We start from the raw sequence: 18,600 nt of genomic DNA, 5'->3' as shown, positions 1-18,600 counted from the left end.
TCGTGAAGAGGAGATGATATGCGATATAAGGTCATCGTAATTGGTGCTGGTATGGTTGGAACATCTATCGCCTGGCATCTACAAAAGAACAATTCTCAGGTTCTTCTGTTAGACAAGAAGTCACCGGGATTAGAAACGTCGTATGGCAATGCAGGATTGATTCAGCGAGAAGCGATTCATGTTCATCCCTTTCCTAGGCGGCTGATTGAACTGATAAAAATACTGCCGAATAAAAATACCGATATTCGTTATCGCTTACCTGCTGTCTTCCGTTATCGACACGCACTACTACAGTACTGGCGGTTTTCTGCACCCTTATCGGTCCAAAAAATAGAAAAAGAGTGGCAGACTTTAATTGAGCACTGTACAAGTGAGCATCAGAAAATGATCATGGCTGCTGACGTTGAGGATTTGATCAGACGTGACGGTTGGATCGAAATGCACCGAACGGAAGATAAGTTTAAGGCTGCCGTTACAGCAGCTAAAAATGCGTGTGAACAGGCGGTTGAGCATAAAGTTCTTTCCCTTGCAGAGTTGAAAGAACTAGAACCTAACGGAAATTTTGAAGGGTTTATTGGTGCAATTCATTGGTTAAATTCTTGGCAAGTCTCAGACCCAGGTGCGTTAGTGGGTGCGTATGCTAAGAGCTATCAAGATATGCACGGTACGATAGGTAAATGTAGCGTCAAAAAAATTCTGCCGGACGGCAATGGTTGGCAAGTGGTGACCGATGATAAGGTTTTTTATAGTGATCATTTAGTTGTTGCTGCAGGCCCTTGGTCTAGCCAGCTGATAAAACCCTTGGGATATAATCTACCCTTATTTCCGATGCGTGGTTATCATCAGCACTTTGAAACTACCGATAAAAATGCTATCAATCACAGTTTGATAGATATGGATAAAGGGTTCGTGATGGGGCCAATGCAGCAAGGCGTTCGTGTTACCACTGGCGCAGAAATCACCTTATTGGATGCGAAAAAAGACTTTGGACAACTTCAAGCTGCATTGGATTTCGCCAAAAATATTTTGCCGTTAAATGATGAAGTAGAGAGCGATCCATGGTGTGGGTCTAGACCTTGTATGCCTGATATGAAGCCGGTTATTGGAGCTTCCGGGGAACACGATAATTTGTGGTTTGCATTCGGGCATGGCCATCAAGGCTTTACGTTAGGGCCAATTACAGGTCGTATCATTGAGGAGTTAATTAATAATAAACCCTTAACTGTTGATGTTAAGCCTTTTAATGCTCAACGATTTTCTAATTAGTAATTAAAATATTTAAACAAAATGGAAAAAATGACTATGCTAAAACTAAAAAGTAATGAACGTATGAGCCAAATTGTTGTTCATAACCAGACAGTTTATTTGTCAGGTCAAGTCGGGGCTGTCGATGAGGATGTATCTGCTCAAACATTAACGTGTTTGAATAAAGCCAAAAAGTTGCTGGAAGAAGTGGGCAGTGATAAATCAAAAATGCTATCAGCAACGATTTGGCTTAAAAGTATGAATGATTTTACGGCGATGAATAAGGTGTGGGATCAGTGGTTTGAAGACACATTGCCCCCAGCTCGAGCGTGCGGAGAGTCTGTTTTAGCGCACCCAGATTTATTGGTGGAAATTACCATAATCGCCGCTGAGTAAAATGCTGAAGCATACTGGCAAACAACCATCGCTCGTATTTAGAGAAGGTAACAATAATGAATAATACCATTCATGGTGGTCAAGCGATCGTAGACAGCCTTCAATTACATGGAGTTAGTCGCGCGTTTGTGGTCCCAGGCGAGAGCTATTTATCGGTATTAGATGGTCTATACAATACGGAAATTCAGACAGTAGTGTGCCGTCATGAAGCGGCCTGTACGTACATGGCAGACGCACACGGTAAGTTTACAGGTACTCCCGGTATTGCCATGGTTACGCGTGGGCCGGGCGCTGCGCAAGCTTATACCGGTATTCATACCGCATGGCAAGACGGTGTTCCTCTGATATTATTTGTTGGTCTGATTCCCGTTTCCGATAGAAATCGAGAGTCTTTTCAAGAGTTTGACCTCAATCAATGGTTCTCTAGTCAATGTAAGCGTGTATTGATATTGGATGAGGTCTCAAGAGCGTCCGAGATTGTGGCTAAAGCCTTTCACGCTGCCATGGAAGGTAGGCCTGGTCCCGTTGTCGTCGGATTGCCTGAAGATATTATCCGGCAGGAGTTCCATGGACAACTGCATCCCGTGATACCCGTTGCCGAAGGAGGTGTCTCCGACGACAAGCTCGATATTATACTTGAAGCGTTATCAAACGCTGCCAAGCCGTTAATTTTTGCTGGCGGCCAAAACTGGACGTCGGAAGTTTCTGACCAATTAACGCAGTTCGCAGAAGCTAACCACATACCAGTGATTCATGATTGGCGTGCCTCGGATCGAGTTACTTTTGATTCTCCTGCGCATGCTGGATATCTGGGGTATGGGCGTTCAGACGATTGTGCTGCATTAATTGAAGATGCTGACGTTCTGCTGACGATAGGAACGGTTTTGGGTGACGTTGCTAGCGATGGTTATCGTTTACGGCAGTCCTTTGAAAAGCCGAATTATATCGTTAATTTAGATACTAGTTTGCGGGGGCACAGCGGCTCAGTCACTGAACATGTTGTCGCCAGTCCCATTAGCTTTATCAAAGTGATAGGCAGAGCATCGTTGCCAAGTTCGGTGTCTCGTGACGATTGGTTTAAACATTGCCATCAACAGCAAAGAAAAGATTGTGATCTATCAGAGAAAGAAAGTGAAAGTGTTAGCGCTGAGCAATCATACGCGAGTATGACGCAAGTCATCAGGGCGTTGACAGCGCTATTGCCTGCAGACGCCGTGTATAGTTTTGGTGCTGGTAATCACTGTTTGTGGGCGCAGCGTTATCTACCTACTCACACTTTTCCAAGCCAGTTAAGCACCAGAAATGGCGCTATGGGTTATAGTTTGCCGGCAGGTATCGTTGCAGCATTAGAGTCGCCAGAACGCCTATCTGTAGTAGTCACCGGTGATGGCGAATTTATGATGAATGAAGCGGAGTTATCCACATCAATCCGTTATCAGGCGCCTGTGTTAATAATTTTGATGGATAATCAACAGTTTGGCACTATACGTCAACATCAAGAAGCAAATTATCCTGATCGGGTGTCCGGTACGCAGTTGCATAATCCCGATTTTGCTGCGCTAGCCAATGCTTTTGGTGCACATGGCATACGAGTTGATAATGATAAAGATATCAAGATGAGTGTGGCCGAAGCGATGCAGGTTGTCATAAAAGATCGAAGGACTGTATTACTACATGTGATTACCGATCCTCGCAAGTTAGTGCCATAAAATCATGGAGCTATCAGTCACTTATAAAAAAGAGGCATCATGACAAGCTATCAAGTAACGAATCCTGCTAAAGGCGAGGCAGATGAGAAGTATCAAGGCCATTCCAGTCAGCAGACTTAAGATGTCGGCGGTGTTAAACAATCCGGTTTTGGCCGTGAGTTTGGACCTTATGGTATGAGCGAGTTTGTAACTTTTTCGCACGGGGGGAGCTGCCGTGCAAAGAACGAATTTTGCCAAAGCACAGTACGCCGCTAAGAAAAACCGGCGCTTTCTGTGTTTGGCCTGGCTAGCTTCTTACTGGCGTGCAGCCATAGGCTGCTTTCATGCTCCTAGAGTCCGCCAAAAGGGTGGGAAAAGCTCCATAGTGTGCTTATTGCTCATATAATTGGACTGCAAACTTGAAAACCGATAAAATTCTAATTTCACGGAGTCAGTCTTACGGTTTTTGAGTGACACGCTTTTGACCAGCGTCTCTCTAAAGACAGTGACGGAAAGCAAGCTGAGCCCCTGTGGGGTTGGGTCACATAAATATTAAGCTCTAGCGAATCCTGGTAAGCTTTTGCATTTTTAGTTATCAATATATTTAGAGCATAAATGCTAAAAATACTATGATACAAAAAAAACTAGCAGATAGTTTGAATTGGACATTGCTTCATGTGCTAATCGTTATATATGAAGAGGGAAGTATTAGTGTTGCCGCTAATCGCTTAAAAATTACCCAGTCCGCTGTCAGTCAAAACCTTAAAAAGCTTGAAGAGCAAATTGGAAGCCAGCTTGTTATACGTAATACAAAGCCTCTAAAACTTACTCCTATTGGCCATTACTGCTTGCAAGTTGCCCAAACAATATTTACAGAAATTACCTCTATCGAGGCTGTGAAGGGTTTTAATTCTCATCTTTTAGAAGGCGAAATTAAGCTCTTGGTAGCTAGCCGAATTCACAATCCAAAATATAATGATTTTTTGGTATATTTCAAAAAAAAATATCCGAACATCACTTTAGATTTGACAGTGAAATTAAGTAGAGATATTTTAAATGATATCGAACAAAAGAATCCTGCTGTTGGTATTTGTTTAGCTAGCCACACCCCAGAAACCCTTAATCAAAAGTTATTATTTAAGCAGCGCTATTATCTATACTGCGGATATCATCATCCTTTGTTTGTAGAAAAAGATTTGAGTTTTGACAGTCTACTAAAAGAAGATTTTATCGCTTTCAGGAGTGAAGATGTTGGCGAGGTCCTCTTTCCAATTACTGTATTTAAAGAAACCCATGGCTTAACAGGTCGTATTAGCGCCTACACCAATAATTTAGATGAGGCGGTGCGTTTAATTTACACCGGATATGGCATAGGTGCTTTACCTGATCAATTTGTTGCGTCGACCTACCTAGAGTCGAAGCTTAGACGTTTGCCGCCAAAAGAGGGTGTTGCCGACATACCTGTCCATATCTTTTGGCATAAACAACGAGCTTTATCAATTATTGAGACTAAGTTTATTGAAGAGATTGTAGATTTTGATATCTCTGTAAGTGCTCCTTCTGCTGAGAAAGGTGCGGCCGTATAAATATCCTATCTCGGTGGATTGTCTTAAAATATTGTATAAACAGAATTCAACCACCAACGAGAGAATGCCACACCAAAAAGCGCAAGACTCGCTGGAAAATTGTTTTGGAGCGGAGTGATAAGCTGATCTTTTGGATGCAATTGAAGATGTAGGTAGTCTAGGTTTGTCAAAACCAATGGGCTACTTTTTCTGGCCGCGTTCAGCAATTTGCTGGTGGGTAAAAATACTTGTCGGTGTAGGATGAGTGTGCATGAACTCTACCAAAACGGCGGAAAATTTGGAGTTACTCAATCCTTGACCAAAATGATCACTTCCAATTTATTAGCTGCACTTATATCCGATATTATTTTATATCGTTTGACTCCCGATATTCAGTGCCATACATTTAGTGGATAATACTTATTTAAACTTTCAGAAGATGTCTTCCGAATAAAATAAGGCTTTATTGAAATCATTAGTTTTTAATATAAAATATGGCTTTTAAGCTATTCGAGAATTTTGGTAAGTCAGAATCACTTGAATTAAAGAAGAGTGTATGGGTTTACAGTTTTAACGACCAGTTTTGCTGGCGTTGGATAATAAGCACAAAAACATCAACGAGAGATTCTACGCATATGAAATTAAAGACGTTTTCACGTATCGCCTTGGTTGCTGCTTTGCCGCTCGCCATGGCTGCCGTACAGGCTCAGGCTAAAGAAATGGCAATTGCCACTATTTTGCCTGAAAACATGAGCAACAACTCTGTCTATCCCGCGTTGGTGCGCTTCAAGGATCTGGTCGAGACGCGCACGGACGGTGAGATAACAGTTAGGATCTTCGGCAATAGCCAGCTGGGCTCGGAGGTCGACACCGCTAAGGAAGTTCAAGGCGGGCGCACTCTGCAGTCAACCATTATCACTACCGGCGCTATGTCGTCTTATTTTAGTGATTATCAGCTAATGACAGCACCCTTCGTGTTTGACAACTGGCGTCAGGCCTGGGCTTTTCTCGACGGTGACTGGTTTGCGGATTTTATGTCCAACACTGTTGAAGAAACCAATATGCGGTATTTGGGCACCTTCGATGACGGCGGCGGTTTTGTGGCCTTTACAAACAACGAACGTCTCATTAAGACGGTGGAAGACCTTAAAGGGCTTAATATCCGCACCGAGGAGAATCCCGGCCACGTTGCGATCATAAAGTCGCTGGGTGCGTCTGCCACGCCGTTGCCTTGGGGTGAAGTCATCACCGCACTTGAAACCGGTCTGGCTGATGGTCAGTTCAACGCGCCGGTGCTCAACACGACCTATAACTTCCACGAGGTGACCGATTACACCACCCTGACTGGCCACGTATACAACAGCGCTGCTTGGTTGATTAGTGAGGACTGGTACCAGGGGCTGACTGAGGAGCAAAAAGAAGCGATTGTTACCTCGGCGCGCGAAGCCATTGCGATAGGGCATGGCATGTCTGCAGCCTTGGCAACAGCAGGCTGGCAGGAGTCCTGCAAGACCTTCAAGGATTGCTACATCATGCCTACTAAGGAACGCGAGCGCATGGCTGATATTGCGCGTCCTGCCTGGAAGAGCTGGATCGTCGACGATTTTGGTATCGATGCTAAAAAGGTTGATGCTTTTTTGGCAGAGGTGAAGCGTGTTGGTGAAGAAGTGAAGTCGTCAGACATGGACAACTATGGTTCAGTTAAAACGGGTCAGTAGGGCTGGAGCATAAGCCTGGCCAGCAACGACTGACATTGCCCGCTCATCGATCGGCCGCCCGAATATTTCGGGTCGGTCGATGTTGTTTTTAAGGTGCATTAATGAAAATCCTTCTGCCTCTTCGCCGCCTGAGTGATTGGGTTAATCAGGCGGCGATTGTAGCCTGCGTGCTTATCATGTTAGGCATCTCTTTCACGGCTTTTATTTATAAGCTAGCCACTGGCAGCAGCCTGAGCTGGACCTATTCATTAGCGAGACTTTTTCTACCCTGGATCGGCTTTCTTTCTATGACCATCTCATTGCGCTACGGCGAGCATGTGGCCATGACATTACTGGTTCGCAGTCTGCCCCGGGCGCTACTGACCCTTGCGGCTTCCATATGTCTGGTCATTATCGCCCTGTTTGGGATGCTGCTGCTTTGGTATGGCTGGTCCTACTTTGCGAGCGCAAACCAGGTTTACATGGTCTCTGACCAAATACAGATTTCTGCCAAGTTTACCACCGTCGTAGTGCCGATCAGTGGCGCCATCATTTTGCTGCACCTGGCACAGGGCTTTGCTCTACTCGAGCACTTCATCGATGACGACGAGCTGATCGATGAGCTTATCGGAACCCAAGATACGGAGATTCGCTCATGATATTCGCTATTGTTGCGTTTGTGGTGCTTTTGCTTATCGGCATGCCGGTGGCCGTGGTGATGGCTCTTTCCGGTTTGGCTGGCGGTTTTTCCATGGGTGGAGAACAGATGCTCAGCATCATTGCTGACCGCATGTTTGCCGGCGTTTCGGGCTTTATGCTTATTGCAGTGCCTTATTTCATCTTTACCGCCGAGCTGATGAATCAGGGCGGCTTGACCCAGAAGTTGATCGATTTCAACAATGCGCTTTTTGGCCGGGTGCGCGGAGCGCTGTCGCACGTCAATATTTCGGTGTCGGTATTCTTCGCAGGGCTAACCGGGGCGGCGATCACGGATACCGTGGCGATTGGTAAGATAATGATCCCCGAAATGAAAAGGCAGGGCTATGACGCCGAATATGCTGCGGCGATCACTGCCTGCTCCTCGATTATCGGGCCGATTATTCCGCCCAGCATAGTCATGGTGATCTATGCCACACTGCTGCGCGATATCTCGGTTATTGACCTATTTGCCGGCGGTATCATTCCCGGTCTTCTGATGGCTGTAGCGCTGCTTGCGGTGAGCTTTTTTCTGGCTTGGAAGCGCGGCTACCCCAAACAGGCGCCTACGCCGCTCAAGGCGGCAGGGCTGGCTTTTCTGGTGGCCTTGCCGGCTATGTTCGTGCCGGTGATCATTCTTGGCGGGATTCTGTCTGGGTTGACCACTATCACCGAGGCGTCGGGCTTTGCCGCTGTTTATGCCATCGTTATTGGCGTGGTGTTTTACCGCAACCTCACCTGGAAGAAAATCTGGGATGCACTGATAGTGACCGTGCGCTTCTCGGGCGTGGTGTTCTTCCTGTTGGCGACCTCGGCAGTGCTTGGCTGGTTTGTGACCCGCTCGGGCATAGCCCAGGATGCGGCGGGGCTCATCATCGGCTTCAGTGACTCGATGTTCATCCAGCTACTTCTGGTTTGCCTGCTGCTACTGCTGGTCGGTACCGTGATGGATGTGCTGCCGGCGCTTGTCGTTGTGGCGCCTGTGCTGGTGCCAGCAATGATTCAGCTGGGCGTGGATCCGTTGCACTTTGCGATTCTGATGATTGTGGTGCTCAATATTGCCAACGTTACGCCACCCGTGGGGATGACGCTAATGACGGCGGCCCGAATTGCCAACGTGCCCTTTGAGAGGGCGATCGTAGCCTCACTGCCGTTTTACTTTGCCTTCGCGGCGGTGATTCTGCTGCTGGTAGCATTTCCGGCACTTTCCACCTGGGTACCCTCGCTGCTCAAATAAAAGTTTGGCCTGAGGCTTCCTGGGGCTTAGCCATTACTGTTAGCTGTGATTATGACGCTCTATTGTGACCAACGTCCGTGATCAATAGAGCGTTATTTAAAGGGCAATCGGTTGCTTGATGAAAAAGTTTGTAACGATTGTGCAGTGTTTGCTTTAGTGACATTAGCCCCAGATTAAGCGCCTGGCTATTCGGCACTCCCTAACGGTATCGTCTGGGTATTTTTGATCTCACGCAGTGCAAAGTTGGAGTTAACCTGTGCAATACCCTGCAAGGTGAATATTTTTTCGTTCAGGAAGCGGTCATAGCTGGCCATATCCGGCACGATCACCCGCAACACGAAATCCGCATTACCGGTCACCGCGAAACACTGAAGCACTTCCGGATAGCTGCTCACCTGCCGCTCGATATCCGCCGTGCTGTCTATGGTGTGTCGTTGAAGTGACAGGTTGACCAGTACACACAATCCCTGGCCGATGCGCTCGGGTGCGAGCTGCGCGCTGTATCCCGTTATGATGCCTGTTTCCTCAAGCGATCGTACCCGCCGCCAGCAGGCTGCCGGTGATAGCCCGATCTGTTCTGCCAGTTGCTGGTTACTGATTCGTCCATCCTGTTGCAATATCGCAAGGATGTGCTGGTCGAGTCTGTCCAGTTCCACCTGTTTCATTTAGTAACACCTGGTTTTTATCAAAGAATCTTCGGTTCTATTTTCTTTTATCAAATAATGTTTCGCAAACCAAGATAATTCCTGCCCAATACGCAAGCACCTTTTGCGAACTTCCCTCTAGAATTCTGATCATAAAATCAACAAGAGGAGGGCTCCATGTCCACTGACATCTCTCAACCTGATATCGCTCAAGACCGTAACGCCGAGACGGGCAGCCCGCAGCTGGACAACTACACGCTTGAAGACCGCTACCTGCGTGACTCTGGCCGGGTGTTCCTCACCGGAACCCAAGCGCTGGTTCGCATTCCTTTGATGCAGGCCGCGCTGGATCGCAAACTGGGGCTCAACACGGCCGGCATGGTAAGTGGCTACCGGGGCTCACCTTTGGGTGCTTATGATATGGCCCTTTGGCAAGCTCAAAAACATCTTGATGAAAACCGCATCGATTTCGTACCTGCAATTAATGAGGACCTTGCGGCGACCATCATGCTGGGTACCCAGCAGGTAGAGACCGATGATGACCGCACGGTGGATGGCGTGTTCGGTATCTGGTACGGGAAAGGGCCCGGAGTTGACCGCGCCGGGGATGCGCTAAAGCACGGCACCACCTACGGCAGCTCCCCCCACGGCGGCGTGCTGGTGATTGCAGGCGATGACCACGGCTGTGTGTCGTCATCCATGCCGCATCAGTCTGATGTCGCGTTTATGAGTTTTTTCATGCCCACGATCAACCCGGCCAACATTGCCGAGTATCTGGAGTTTGGCCTTTGGGGCATTGCGTTGTCGCGGTACAGCGGCTGCTGGGTGGGCTTCAAGGCAGTTTCGGAAACCGTGGAAAGTGCTGCGTCGGTGGAGCTGCCGCCGTTGCCGGAGTTTGTAACCCCGGACGATTTCACCCCGCCTGAAACCGGCCTGCATTACCGCTGGCCAGATCTGCCGGGGCCCCAACTGGAAACCCGCATTGAGCACAAGTTGGCGGCGGTGCAGGCGTTTGCCCGGGCCAACCCCATTGACCGTTGCCTGTTTGATAACGCTCAGGCGCGCTTTGGTATTGTTACCACCGGTAAAGGCCACCTGGATCTGCTGGAAGCGCTGGATCTGCTGGGTATTGACGAAGACAGGGCCCGTGAGATGGGGCTGGATATCTACAAAGTGGGTCTGGTCTGGCCGATCGAGCGCCGCGGCATTCTCAACTTTGTGCACAGCAAGGAAGAAGTGCTGGTTATCGAGGAAAAGCGGGGCATTATCGAAAGCCAGATCAAAGAGGCTATGTCGGAACCGGACCGCCCCGGCGAGGTGCTGATTACCGGTAAACAGGATGAACTGGGCCGCCCACTGATTCCTTATGTCGGTGAGTTAAGCCCCAAATTAGTCGCCGGTTTTCTGGCCGCCCGCCTTGGCCGCTTCTTCGGCAAGGATTACAGCGAGCGTCTGGCGGCTATAAACAGCATGAGCAACGCTCAGGATCCGGGTGGTGTAAAGCGCCTACCGTATTTCTGCTCGGGTTGCCCCCACAACACGTCTACCAAAGTGCCGGAGGGCAGCAAAGCGCTGGCTGGGATTGGCTGTCACTTTATGGCGTCCTGGATGGGCCGTAACACGGAATCGCTGATCCAGATGGGCGGCGAAGGGGTTAACTGGGTTGGTAAGAGCCGTTATATCGGCAATCCCCATATATTCCAGAACCTGGGTGAGGGCACCTATTTTCATTCCGGGTCTATGGCTATTCGCCAGGCGGTTGCGGCCGGCATCAATATTACCTATAAGATTCTGTTTAACGATGCGGTGGCCATGACCGGCGGCCAGCCTGTAGACGGTCAGATTACTGTGCCGATGATTGCGCAGCAGGTTACCGCCGAGGGCGTGCGGCGGGTTGTGGTGCTCAGTGATGAACCGGAAAGGTACGACGGTAAAAAACACCTTTTTCCGGACGCCGTAACCTTTCACGACCGCACAGAGCTGGACAAGGTGCAAAGAGAGCTGCGAGATATTTCTGGTTGTACTGTGCTGATTTACGACCAAACCTGTGCGGCTGAGAAGCGCCGTCGACGCAAACGTAACCTGTATCCGGACCCCGCCAAACGGGCGTTTATCAACCATCACGTGTGTGAAGGTTGCGGCGACTGTTCGGTGCAGTCGAATTGTCTTTCCGTGGTGCCGCGCCAGACCGAGCTGGGCCGCAAGCGCAAGATTGACCAGTCGTCCTGCAATAAGGACTTTTCCTGCGTGAATGGTTTTTGCCCGAGTTTTGTGACCATCGAGGGTGGTCAGCTGCGGAAATCCCGCGGTATGGACACCGGCTCTGTGCTTACCGGCAAACTGACAAATATCCCGGAGCCGGTTTTGCCGGAGCTTACGGGCTCGTACGATTTGTTGGTGGGTGGTGTGGGTGGCACGGGCGTTGTGACCGTGGGCCAGCTCATCACTATGGCAGCGCATCTTGAAGGCCGAGGCACCTCGGTGCTGGACTTCACCGGCTTCGCGCAGAAGGGTGGCACGGTACTGAGTTATGTCCGCATGGCGCCGTCTCCGGACAAACTGCACCAGGTGCGTATCAGTAACGGCCAGGCCGATGCGGTGATTGCCTGTGATCTGGTGGTTGCTTCCTCCCAGAAAGCGCTGAGCGTTCTCAGGTCCAATCACACCCGTGTGGTGGCCAACGAAGCCGAGCTGCCTACTGCGGATTACGTGCTTTTCCGGGATGCGGACATGCAGGCAGACAAACGCCTGGATCTGATCCGTAACGCGGTAGGTGATGACAATTTCGCACAGCTGGATGCCAATGGCATTGCAGAGAAACTGCTGGGCGACACGGTGTTTTCCAATGTGATGATGCTGGGCTTCGCCTGGCAGCGCGGCTTGTTGCCGCTGTCACAAGCCGCGCTGATGAAAGCCATTGAGCTGAATGGCGTTGCCATTGAACGTAACAAGGAAGCCTTTGGCTGGGGTCGTGTGGCCGCGACGGACGTGAACGTTATCACAGATCTGCTGAACACTGGCGAGTCACGGGTAGAGGAGGTAAAACCGGAGCAGGGACTGGATGAGCTGATCAACATTCGCCACAAGCACTTGGTGAACTATCAGAACCGTCGTTGGGCCGATCGTTATACGGACATGGTAAAGCAGGTGCGCGAAGCTGAAGAACGTTTGGGCGAGACTAACCAGTTACTGACCCGTGCCGTAGCCCAGCAGTTGTACCGGTTTATGGCGTTCAAGGATGAATACGAAGTGGCCCGTTTGTTTGCGGAAACCGACTTCATGAAGGAAGTGAATAACACCTTTGAGGGCGACTTCAAGGTTCACTTCCATCTGGCTCCGCCGATCATGAACCGCGGCACAGATGCCCAGGGCCGGCCGAAGAAACGCCAGTTCGGACCCTGGATGTTCCAGGCGTTCAAGTTGCTGGCGAAGTTCCGGATACTGCGCGGCACGGCTATCGATCCGTTCAGCTATTCCGCCGACCGAAAGATGGATCGGGCGCAGCTGAAAGATTACCAGCAACTTGTGGTACGGATTGTCAGTGGGCTGGGGGCCAGCAATTACGATACCTTCCTGCAACTGGCGGAGCTGGCCGGTGAAGTACGGGGCTACGGCCCGGTGCGCGAACAGGCTGCAGAAGCCGTGCAAGAAAAACAGACGCAGCTGATCAAAGCTCTGGATACCGGCCGCCCGACACTGATTCGAACCAGTCAGGCCGACAGTAAGGAGGCAGACCATGTTTGAGTCGCTGAAGCAGTTACCTCAGGATCCGATTTTGCAGCTGATGCAGATGTTTCGCGATGATACCCGGCCCGACAAGGTCGATCTGGGTGTTGGAGTATACAAAGATGATGCAGGCAATACGCCCATCATGGCTTCGGTACATGACGCCGAACGGCGCCTGCTTGAGGGAGAAACGACCAAAAGCTATGTCGGGCCGGCCGGAGCCGCTGGTTTTAACGAGGCCATGGCGCGCCTCATCCTGGGGAACACTAACAGCCTGATCCGCGATGGCCGTACCTCGGTGATTCAAACGCCGGGTGGTTGCGGAGCTCTTCGCATGGCAGCGGAGTTTCTCCGGCTGTGTCAGCCGGACACTACGGTCTGGGTTAGCACTCCCACTTGGGCAAACCACATGCCTTTGCTGGGCGGTGCCGGCCTGAACATTCGCGAATATCCGTATCTCAATCGAGTGACATTAACGGTAGATTTTCCCGCCATGCTTGAGACGCTGGAAGGCGCCAGAGCAGGGGATGTGGTGCTGCTACACGGCTGTTGCCACAACCCCTCCGGTGCCGACCTGACGTTCGAGCAATGGAGGGCCATTACCCAACTGATTCAGCGCAAGGGACTACTGCCCTTTGTGGATATGGCTTACCAGGGTTTGGGTGAGGGTCTTGAGGAAGACGCAGCCGGTGTGCGTTATTTGGCAGGCCAGGTACCGGAAATGGTGATTGCGGCTTCCTGTTCCAAGAACTTCGGCTTGTATCGGGAACGCACCGGTGCGCTGATGCTGATCTCTGCCACCGGCGTGACCAACATCGCGGCCACCAGCCAACTGCTGAGCGTTGTACGTTCCCACTATTCCATGCCCCCGGCCCATGGTGCCGCCATCGTCGAAACCATTCTGGGTGATGATGCCCTACGCGCCGTATGGCAGAGCGAATTAAGCGGTATGTGTGAACGCATACTTAGCCTGCGGCACGCTTTTGCGGAAGCACTGGCCCCGGTGGGAGACTTTGGCTTTATTGCCCAGCAGCGCGGCATGTTCTCGTTCTTGGGTATTACACCGGAACAGGTTCGACAGTTACAGGAAGAGCACGGCATCTACATGCTGGAAAGTAGCCGGATGAATGTAGCAGGCCTGAATGACCTGGTGTTGCCAAGAGTTGCCAGCGCGATTCGCAGAGTTATGCAGTAATTCGTTAATCCAATAACAACAAGCAATCAGAGCCTCTTTCACAGAGGCTTTAAATAATGACGACAAAAACAATTATACGGAGAACGCAATGAGTGAAACAGTTCACCCTCATCAGCAGGCCAGTAGTCTCTGGACCTCCAGAATGGCTTTTATTCTGGCTGCAGCCGGCTCGGCCGTTGGACTTGGCAATATCTGGAAATTTCCATACATCACTGGTGAAAACGGTGGCGGTGCCTTTGTACTGGTTTATCTCGCCTGTATTTTTCTTATTGGTGTGCCGGTGCTTATCGCAGAAATCATGATTGGCCGGCGGGGCGGTCAAAGCCCCGTCGCGACTATGCGCACCCTGACAAAAACTGAGGGTACAGTCAAAGGCTGGCGCATCATCGGCTGGAACGGCGTGGTTGCATCTTTTCTGGTGTTGTCCTTTTACGCGGTGATCGGTGGTTGGTCGCTGGTTTACATCGGTAAAGCGGCGCTCGGCTCGTTTGTGGGTGCTGACGCAGAGGCCATAGGCGGGCAATTTAACGACCTGTTGGCGAACCCTTGGGAACTGTTGCTCTGGCACACGGTTTTCATGGCGATTGTGGTGTTTATCGTTGGCCGGGGTATACGCAAGGGTCTTGAAAAAGCGGTCAGCATGCTGATGCCAATGCTGTTTTTGTTGCTTATTGTGATGGTGTTTTACGCCATGAACAGCGGCAGCTTTGGCCGTGCTGTCAGTTTCATGTTCTCGCCGGATTTCAGCCGTCTGACAACGGAGGGTGTGTTAATCGCCCTTGGCCACGCGGCCTTTACGCTCAGTATTGGGATAGGTGTGCTGATGGCTTACGGCTCGTACCTGCCTAAAAACATCAATATTGCCAGCACCGCCATGACCATCGCGGTGCTGGATACCAGCGTGGCCTTGCTTGCCGGGCTTGCCATTTTCCCGCTGGTTTTTGCTAATGGACTGGAAGCAGGCGCCGGGCCCGGTCTGATTTTTGTGACCCTGCCACTGGCCTTCGGTCAGATGGGTGGAGGGATTTTGTTTGGTGCCCTGTTTTTTGCATTGTTACTGGTGGCGGCCATAACGTCTGCGATCTCCATGCTGGAGCCCGTCGTCGAATGGCTTGAGGAACACAAAGGCGCGAACCGGGTTAAAAGCGCTCTGGCCGGGGGTTTCGCTGCCTGGTTTATAGGTATCGGTACCGTGTTGTCCTTCAACCTGTGGGGCGATGTGCACCCGCTGGGATTTATCGGCTTTTTTGAAGGCAAAACGGTATTCGACCTTCTCGATTTTCTGGTCTCTAACGTCATGATGCCGTTGGGCGGACTTGCTATCGCCCTGTTTGCAGGATGGGCCATCCGTCGTGAGGGGCTGGCTGAAGATATCGGCCTGAAAGGCGGCACCTACAAAGCCTTCATGGTGATACTGAAGTTTGTAACGCCGGCGGGTATTGCGATTGTGTTTCTTTATAATCTGGTTTAAAACCAGCCTTCTCCGTAAGCGCCCTTAAATCAAACCCACTTGTTATCAGTCGAACTGCGACACATTGTTGAAGCCTTTCCAGGTCGACGTTCCACGGTAACAGCGCCTCTAGCTTTTACAGTGTGTTTGCTTCAGATCAGCTGAGAATAAGTGGATCGATATTAAGGGCGCTGGTTAAACATAAAATATGCCTGTCAAACCTGATTCCGAGTGGGCTACGCCACCGAAGGCTGTGAAGAGGTAGCCTTGTCAATGAGCTGACGCACCCTATCCTGAGTTTTGCCCAAGGCGTTCGCCAACTCTTCACAAAGAAACTTTATGCCAAGGTTTAAATGCTTGCGATCAGTCGCGCTCAGCGTGCTCTGCTCTTGCATGACAGTCAGGCCCTTAACGACTTCAGCGTAACCAAAAGGATCACCATCATCGAAAGCTGCCTGGTTAGCCGTTGCGCGAACTTTCCATTGTTCGCTGAACTTGCCTTGCCAGCTTTTTAAATGACTAATAATTTTTCTTGCCTCCATGGCACTCATTGGAGTGCGAATGGTGTCCGGCATATCGTTAGCGCGTACTAGCCAAGTTAGGTTGTCGCGTTCGAAATAGAGTTTGACAAACTTGGCTTCGTTTTCACCAAAAAAACTCCTTTTGCGAATGGATTTAACTACGCCGATGCCATAGCCGGGATGAAAAATACGATCACCTTGATTAATAGTGATAATGTTCTCCTTGTGCTTAAAAAATCTCAATAATTAAAATAATAAATAAAAACAATATGTTACACTATTCTGTGATTAAGTTCAAGGTGAGATCTATTGCTGATCAATCAAGCTCATAGCGCCAGGTATTAGCAAAACAGAAATACTTGAGAGGGCTGGGACAATCACTGCTAAAGCGATTTTTGAGTTATTCAACTTGCCTTAAGGACAGCTCATCCGCTTTAGGCTGGAGCGTTTCGCGCAAGAGGTCGATGAACAGGCGCACCTTGGCGGACAGGTTCAACCGCTCTGGATAGACCGCATAGATGCCCGCCTCATGAGTCTTTTCGGGCAATACCACCTGCAATCGTCCTGTACGCACATGGCGCGCGATATCCCACTCCGAACGCAGCATGATGCCGTGGCCTTCCAGTACCCAACTCACGGCGATTTCCCCGTCATTCGTGGATAGCTGGCCGGTGGCACGGACGTGCTCACCGTCATCGAAGCGCCAGATGTCATAGGCCTTGCGTTCCTGGCGCAGGATGATGCATTGGTGTTGGGTAAGGTCCTCAAGCCGCGTCGGTGTCCCGTGCTTTCGCAAGTAGGAAGGCGCGGCGACCAGTACCCGTTGGTTGGGCAGGAGCCGTGTCACAATCAGGCGGGAAGACGATGGCATGCCAAAACGTATGTTCAGGTCGTAGCCTTCCTCGACCATGTTCGCCGGCGCATCCGATAGCTCCAGTTGTACCTGAACTTCCGGATTCGTGCGGGCAAAACGGGATATGGCCGGAGCAATATATTCGCGGCCAAACTGGAAGGTAGCATTCACCCTTAACAGTCCCTGCGGCTCGGCGCTGGCTCGCGATAGCGACTGTTCCGTTTCCTTGATCCGGCCAATGATGTCGTGTGAGGCCAAAAGAAAGACTTCGCCATCGCTGGTGAGGCTCAACCGCCGCGTTGTGCGGTTCAGCAGGCGCACGCCGAGACGATTTTCGAGGCGGGTGAGTCGTCGGCTGACGGCAGAGGCGGTGAGGCCCAACTCCAGGGCCGCATGGGACAGGTTGAGGCGGCGAGCAACACAGACAAAGAACTGCATATCACCGTCGCTGCTCATTGGCGTCATCTCTCTTATAAACTGTTCCCAAAAATCAATAATGTTTTGTTATTTGTGAAATTACAATCATAAAAAAAATGAATTACTGTGTTAGTGCTTCGGGATTTTGACCCGTGGCGCTGGCGCACCGTGTCAAATGCGGCGCGATCAGGGGGGCGAGGGATTGCGGCACTCGTGAACTGGCGAGCGGCCTCCACTGGCAAATCTCCTCTCTTCATAAAGGCCTAAATGGCATGACCCATGCCAGGCAAAATAAAATCTGGGAGGAACAGATGTCTATCAAAAAAAACCTAATAGCTACAAGTCTCGCGCTCATGGTGGCTGTGCCCGCTTTGGCACAATCCGATTTCCCAACCAAACCGATCACCTACATTATTCCGTTCAACGCCGGGGGGGAGTCTGATCTCTCCGCGCGATTCCAGCAGGCAGAGTGGAAGGAGCATACAGGAGAGGACGTGATCATCCAGTATCAATCTGGCGCGGGTGGTGCGCAGGCTTGGTCGCAGTTGAACTCGATCCCGGGTGACGGCTACACCATTATGGGCATTAACCTGCCCCACACGGTTCTGCAACCCATGGAAGGTTCTGTAGGCTACAAGACTGATGAGCTGACCCCGGTCAACTACTTCCACTACACGCCAAACGCGATCTTCGTCACCAAGGACAGCGAGTACAAGACCCTCCAGGATCTGATCGACTACGCCAAAAAGAACCCGGGGGCTGTGACCCTTGCGGGGTCCGGTGCCAAGTCGGCAAATAATCTGGGGCAGTTGCAGTTTGATGAGCTTGCGGGGGTGAAGACGACCTACATACCGTTCTCCGGTACTGGGCCTTCAGTCACGGCCGTACTGGGCAGCCAGACCACTGCCGGCTTCAATTATGCTACCTCGGGAGCTAACCAAGGTGATGCTATGCGCATGCTGGCGGTTGCATCCGAAAAGCGTCTGCCTGCCTTCCCGGACGTTCCGACCTTCAAGGAGCTCGGTTTGGACATCGTGGGCGGTGCCTATCGTGGGGTGGCGGTGCCGGATTCAGCTTCCGAAGAAATGCGTCAGAAAATTTCGGATATTGTGACCGAGATTAATCAGGACCCTGACTTTATCAAGAAAATGGAGGACGGCGGTTTTGTACTGACCGACATTGGCTATGAGCAGATGCCGGAATTCATGAAAAAGATGAAGGCTGAATACGCCAAGAGCGCTGCAGCGCTTGGTATCGGCAACTAAGGAGC

At 50.6% G+C, this 18,600-nt stretch carries 14 protein-coding genes; 11 read left to right on the top strand and 3 right to left on the bottom strand.

Translation table 11 applies throughout. From position 1 onward, the window contains the following. Window positions 1–18: 18 nt before the first annotated feature. The 7 genes from MIH18_RS10500 to MIH18_RS10470 all read left to right on the top strand — a co-directional run bounded on the left by MIH18_RS10500 (window position 19) and on the right by MIH18_RS10470 (window position 8,524). Complete coding sequence (locus tag MIH18_RS10500) at window positions 19–1,266, top strand: FAD-binding oxidoreductase (protein WP_249014512.1); 1,248 nt, start codon at window positions 19–21, stop codon at window positions 1,264–1,266. Between the two features lie 30 nt (window positions 1,267–1,296). Next, a complete protein-coding gene (locus tag MIH18_RS10495; protein WP_249014511.1) occupies window positions 1,297–1,641 on the top strand; it encodes a RidA family protein in 345 nt (114 codons plus the stop codon). Between the two features lie 56 nt (window positions 1,642–1,697). Beyond that, on the top strand, window positions 1,698–3,350 hold the full coding sequence (locus MIH18_RS10490; RefSeq protein WP_249014510.1) for a thiamine pyrophosphate-dependent enzyme: 1,653 nt from the start codon (window positions 1,698–1,700) through the stop codon (window positions 3,348–3,350). A 608-nt stretch (window positions 3,351–3,958) separates the two neighbouring features. Continuing rightward, window positions 3,959–4,915: a LysR family transcriptional regulator gene (locus tag MIH18_RS10485; protein ID WP_249007356.1), complete on the top strand. Its 957-nt coding sequence runs from the start codon at window positions 3,959–3,961 to the stop codon at window positions 4,913–4,915. A 614-nt stretch (window positions 4,916–5,529) separates the two neighbouring features. Further along, window positions 5,530–6,612: a TRAP transporter substrate-binding protein DctP gene (dctP, locus tag MIH18_RS10480; RefSeq protein WP_249007357.1), complete on the top strand. Its 1,083-nt coding sequence runs from the start codon at window positions 5,530–5,532 to the stop codon at window positions 6,610–6,612. Window positions 6,613–6,713: 101 nt separating this feature from the next. Next, window positions 6,714–7,250, top strand: a complete 537-nt coding sequence (locus MIH18_RS10475) for a TRAP transporter small permease subunit (protein WP_249014509.1) — start codon at window positions 6,714–6,716, stop codon at window positions 7,248–7,250. Further along, window positions 7,247–8,524, top strand: coding sequence for a TRAP transporter large permease (locus MIH18_RS10470; RefSeq protein ID WP_249007359.1), 1,278 nt, complete (start codon window positions 7,247–7,249; stop codon window positions 8,522–8,524). The genes MIH18_RS10475 and MIH18_RS10470 overlap by 4 nt, the downstream gene beginning before the upstream one ends. A 185-nt stretch (window positions 8,525–8,709) precedes the next feature. Here MIH18_RS10470 and MIH18_RS10465 read toward each other — a convergent pair whose 3' ends face one another. Next, window positions 8,710–9,189 carry an Lrp/AsnC family transcriptional regulator gene (locus MIH18_RS10465; protein WP_249014508.1) on the bottom strand — a complete coding sequence of 160 codons (480 nt, stop codon included), beginning with the start codon at window positions 9,187–9,189 and terminating at the stop codon, window positions 8,710–8,712. Between the two features lie 156 nt (window positions 9,190–9,345). Between MIH18_RS10465 and MIH18_RS10460 the strand changes: the two genes are divergently transcribed. The 3 genes from MIH18_RS10460 (at window position 9,346) to MIH18_RS10450 (ending at window position 15,560) form a co-directional block, all read left to right on the top strand. Further along, window positions 9,346–12,912, top strand: coding sequence for an indolepyruvate ferredoxin oxidoreductase family protein (locus MIH18_RS10460; RefSeq protein WP_249014507.1), 3,567 nt, complete (start codon window positions 9,346–9,348; stop codon window positions 12,910–12,912). Then, window positions 12,905–14,089 carry an amino acid aminotransferase gene (locus tag MIH18_RS10455; protein WP_249014506.1) on the top strand — a complete coding sequence of 395 codons (1,185 nt, stop codon included), beginning with the start codon at window positions 12,905–12,907 and terminating at the stop codon, window positions 14,087–14,089. The genes MIH18_RS10460 and MIH18_RS10455 overlap by 8 nt, the downstream gene beginning before the upstream one ends. An 88-nt stretch (window positions 14,090–14,177) precedes the next feature. Next, on the top strand, window positions 14,178–15,560 hold the full coding sequence (locus MIH18_RS10450; RefSeq protein WP_249014505.1) for a sodium-dependent transporter: 1,383 nt from the start codon (window positions 14,178–14,180) through the stop codon (window positions 15,558–15,560). 215 nt (window positions 15,561–15,775) lie between these two features. Here MIH18_RS10450 and MIH18_RS10445 read toward each other — a convergent pair whose 3' ends face one another. Further along, window positions 15,776–16,303 carry a CarD family transcriptional regulator gene (locus tag MIH18_RS10445; RefSeq protein WP_249014504.1) on the bottom strand — a complete coding sequence of 176 codons (528 nt, stop codon included), beginning with the start codon at window positions 16,301–16,303 and terminating at the stop codon, window positions 15,776–15,778. Between the two features lie 157 nt (window positions 16,304–16,460). Continuing rightward, the gene (locus MIH18_RS10440) at window positions 16,461–17,369 is read right to left on the bottom strand and encodes a LysR family transcriptional regulator (RefSeq protein ID WP_249007363.1); all 909 of its coding nucleotides are present in this window, start codon (window positions 17,367–17,369) and stop codon (window positions 16,461–16,463) included. 113 nt (window positions 17,370–17,482) lie between these two features. Here MIH18_RS10440 and MIH18_RS10435 point away from each other — a divergent pair, with 113 nt between their 5' ends. Then, window positions 17,483–18,595: a tripartite tricarboxylate transporter substrate binding protein gene (locus tag MIH18_RS10435; RefSeq protein ID WP_249014503.1), complete on the top strand. Its 1,113-nt coding sequence runs from the start codon at window positions 17,483–17,485 to the stop codon at window positions 18,593–18,595. Window positions 18,596–18,600 lie beyond the last annotated feature (5 nt).

Source organism: Marinobacter sp. M3C, assembly GCF_023311895.1.
In the GTDB taxonomy this organism is placed as follows: Bacteria; Pseudomonadota; Gammaproteobacteria; order Pseudomonadales; family Oleiphilaceae; genus Marinobacter.
The sequence above is the reverse complement of the archived record's forward strand: the minus strand, read 5'-3'. Positions and strand labels throughout refer to the sequence as shown.

Coding starts and splice junctions, on each gene's coding strand:
- MIH18_RS10500 (WP_249014512.1), top strand. CDS start 19: ATGCGATATAAGGTCATCGTAATTGGTGCTGGTATGGTTGGAACATCT.
- MIH18_RS10495 (WP_249014511.1), top strand. CDS start 1,297: ATGACTATGCTAAAACTAAAAAGTAATGAACGTATGAGCCAAATTGTT.
- MIH18_RS10490 (WP_249014510.1), top strand. CDS start 1,698: ATGAATAATACCATTCATGGTGGTCAAGCGATCGTAGACAGCCTTCAA.
- MIH18_RS10485 (WP_249007356.1), top strand. CDS start 3,959: ATGATACAAAAAAAACTAGCAGATAGTTTGAATTGGACATTGCTTCAT.
- dctP (WP_249007357.1), top strand. CDS start 5,530: ATGAAATTAAAGACGTTTTCACGTATCGCCTTGGTTGCTGCTTTGCCG.
- MIH18_RS10475 (WP_249014509.1), top strand. CDS start 6,714: ATGAAAATCCTTCTGCCTCTTCGCCGCCTGAGTGATTGGGTTAATCAG.
- MIH18_RS10470 (WP_249007359.1), top strand. CDS start 7,247: ATGATATTCGCTATTGTTGCGTTTGTGGTGCTTTTGCTTATCGGCATG.
- MIH18_RS10465 (WP_249014508.1), bottom strand. CDS start 9,189: ATGAAACAGGTGGAACTGGACAGACTCGACCAGCACATCCTTGCGATA.
- MIH18_RS10460 (WP_249014507.1), top strand. CDS start 9,346: ATGTCCACTGACATCTCTCAACCTGATATCGCTCAAGACCGTAACGCC.
- MIH18_RS10455 (WP_249014506.1), top strand. CDS start 12,905: ATGTTTGAGTCGCTGAAGCAGTTACCTCAGGATCCGATTTTGCAGCTG.
- MIH18_RS10450 (WP_249014505.1), top strand. CDS start 14,178: ATGAGTGAAACAGTTCACCCTCATCAGCAGGCCAGTAGTCTCTGGACC.
- MIH18_RS10440 (WP_249007363.1), bottom strand. CDS start 17,369: ATGAGCAGCGACGGTGATATGCAGTTCTTTGTCTGTGTTGCTCGCCGC.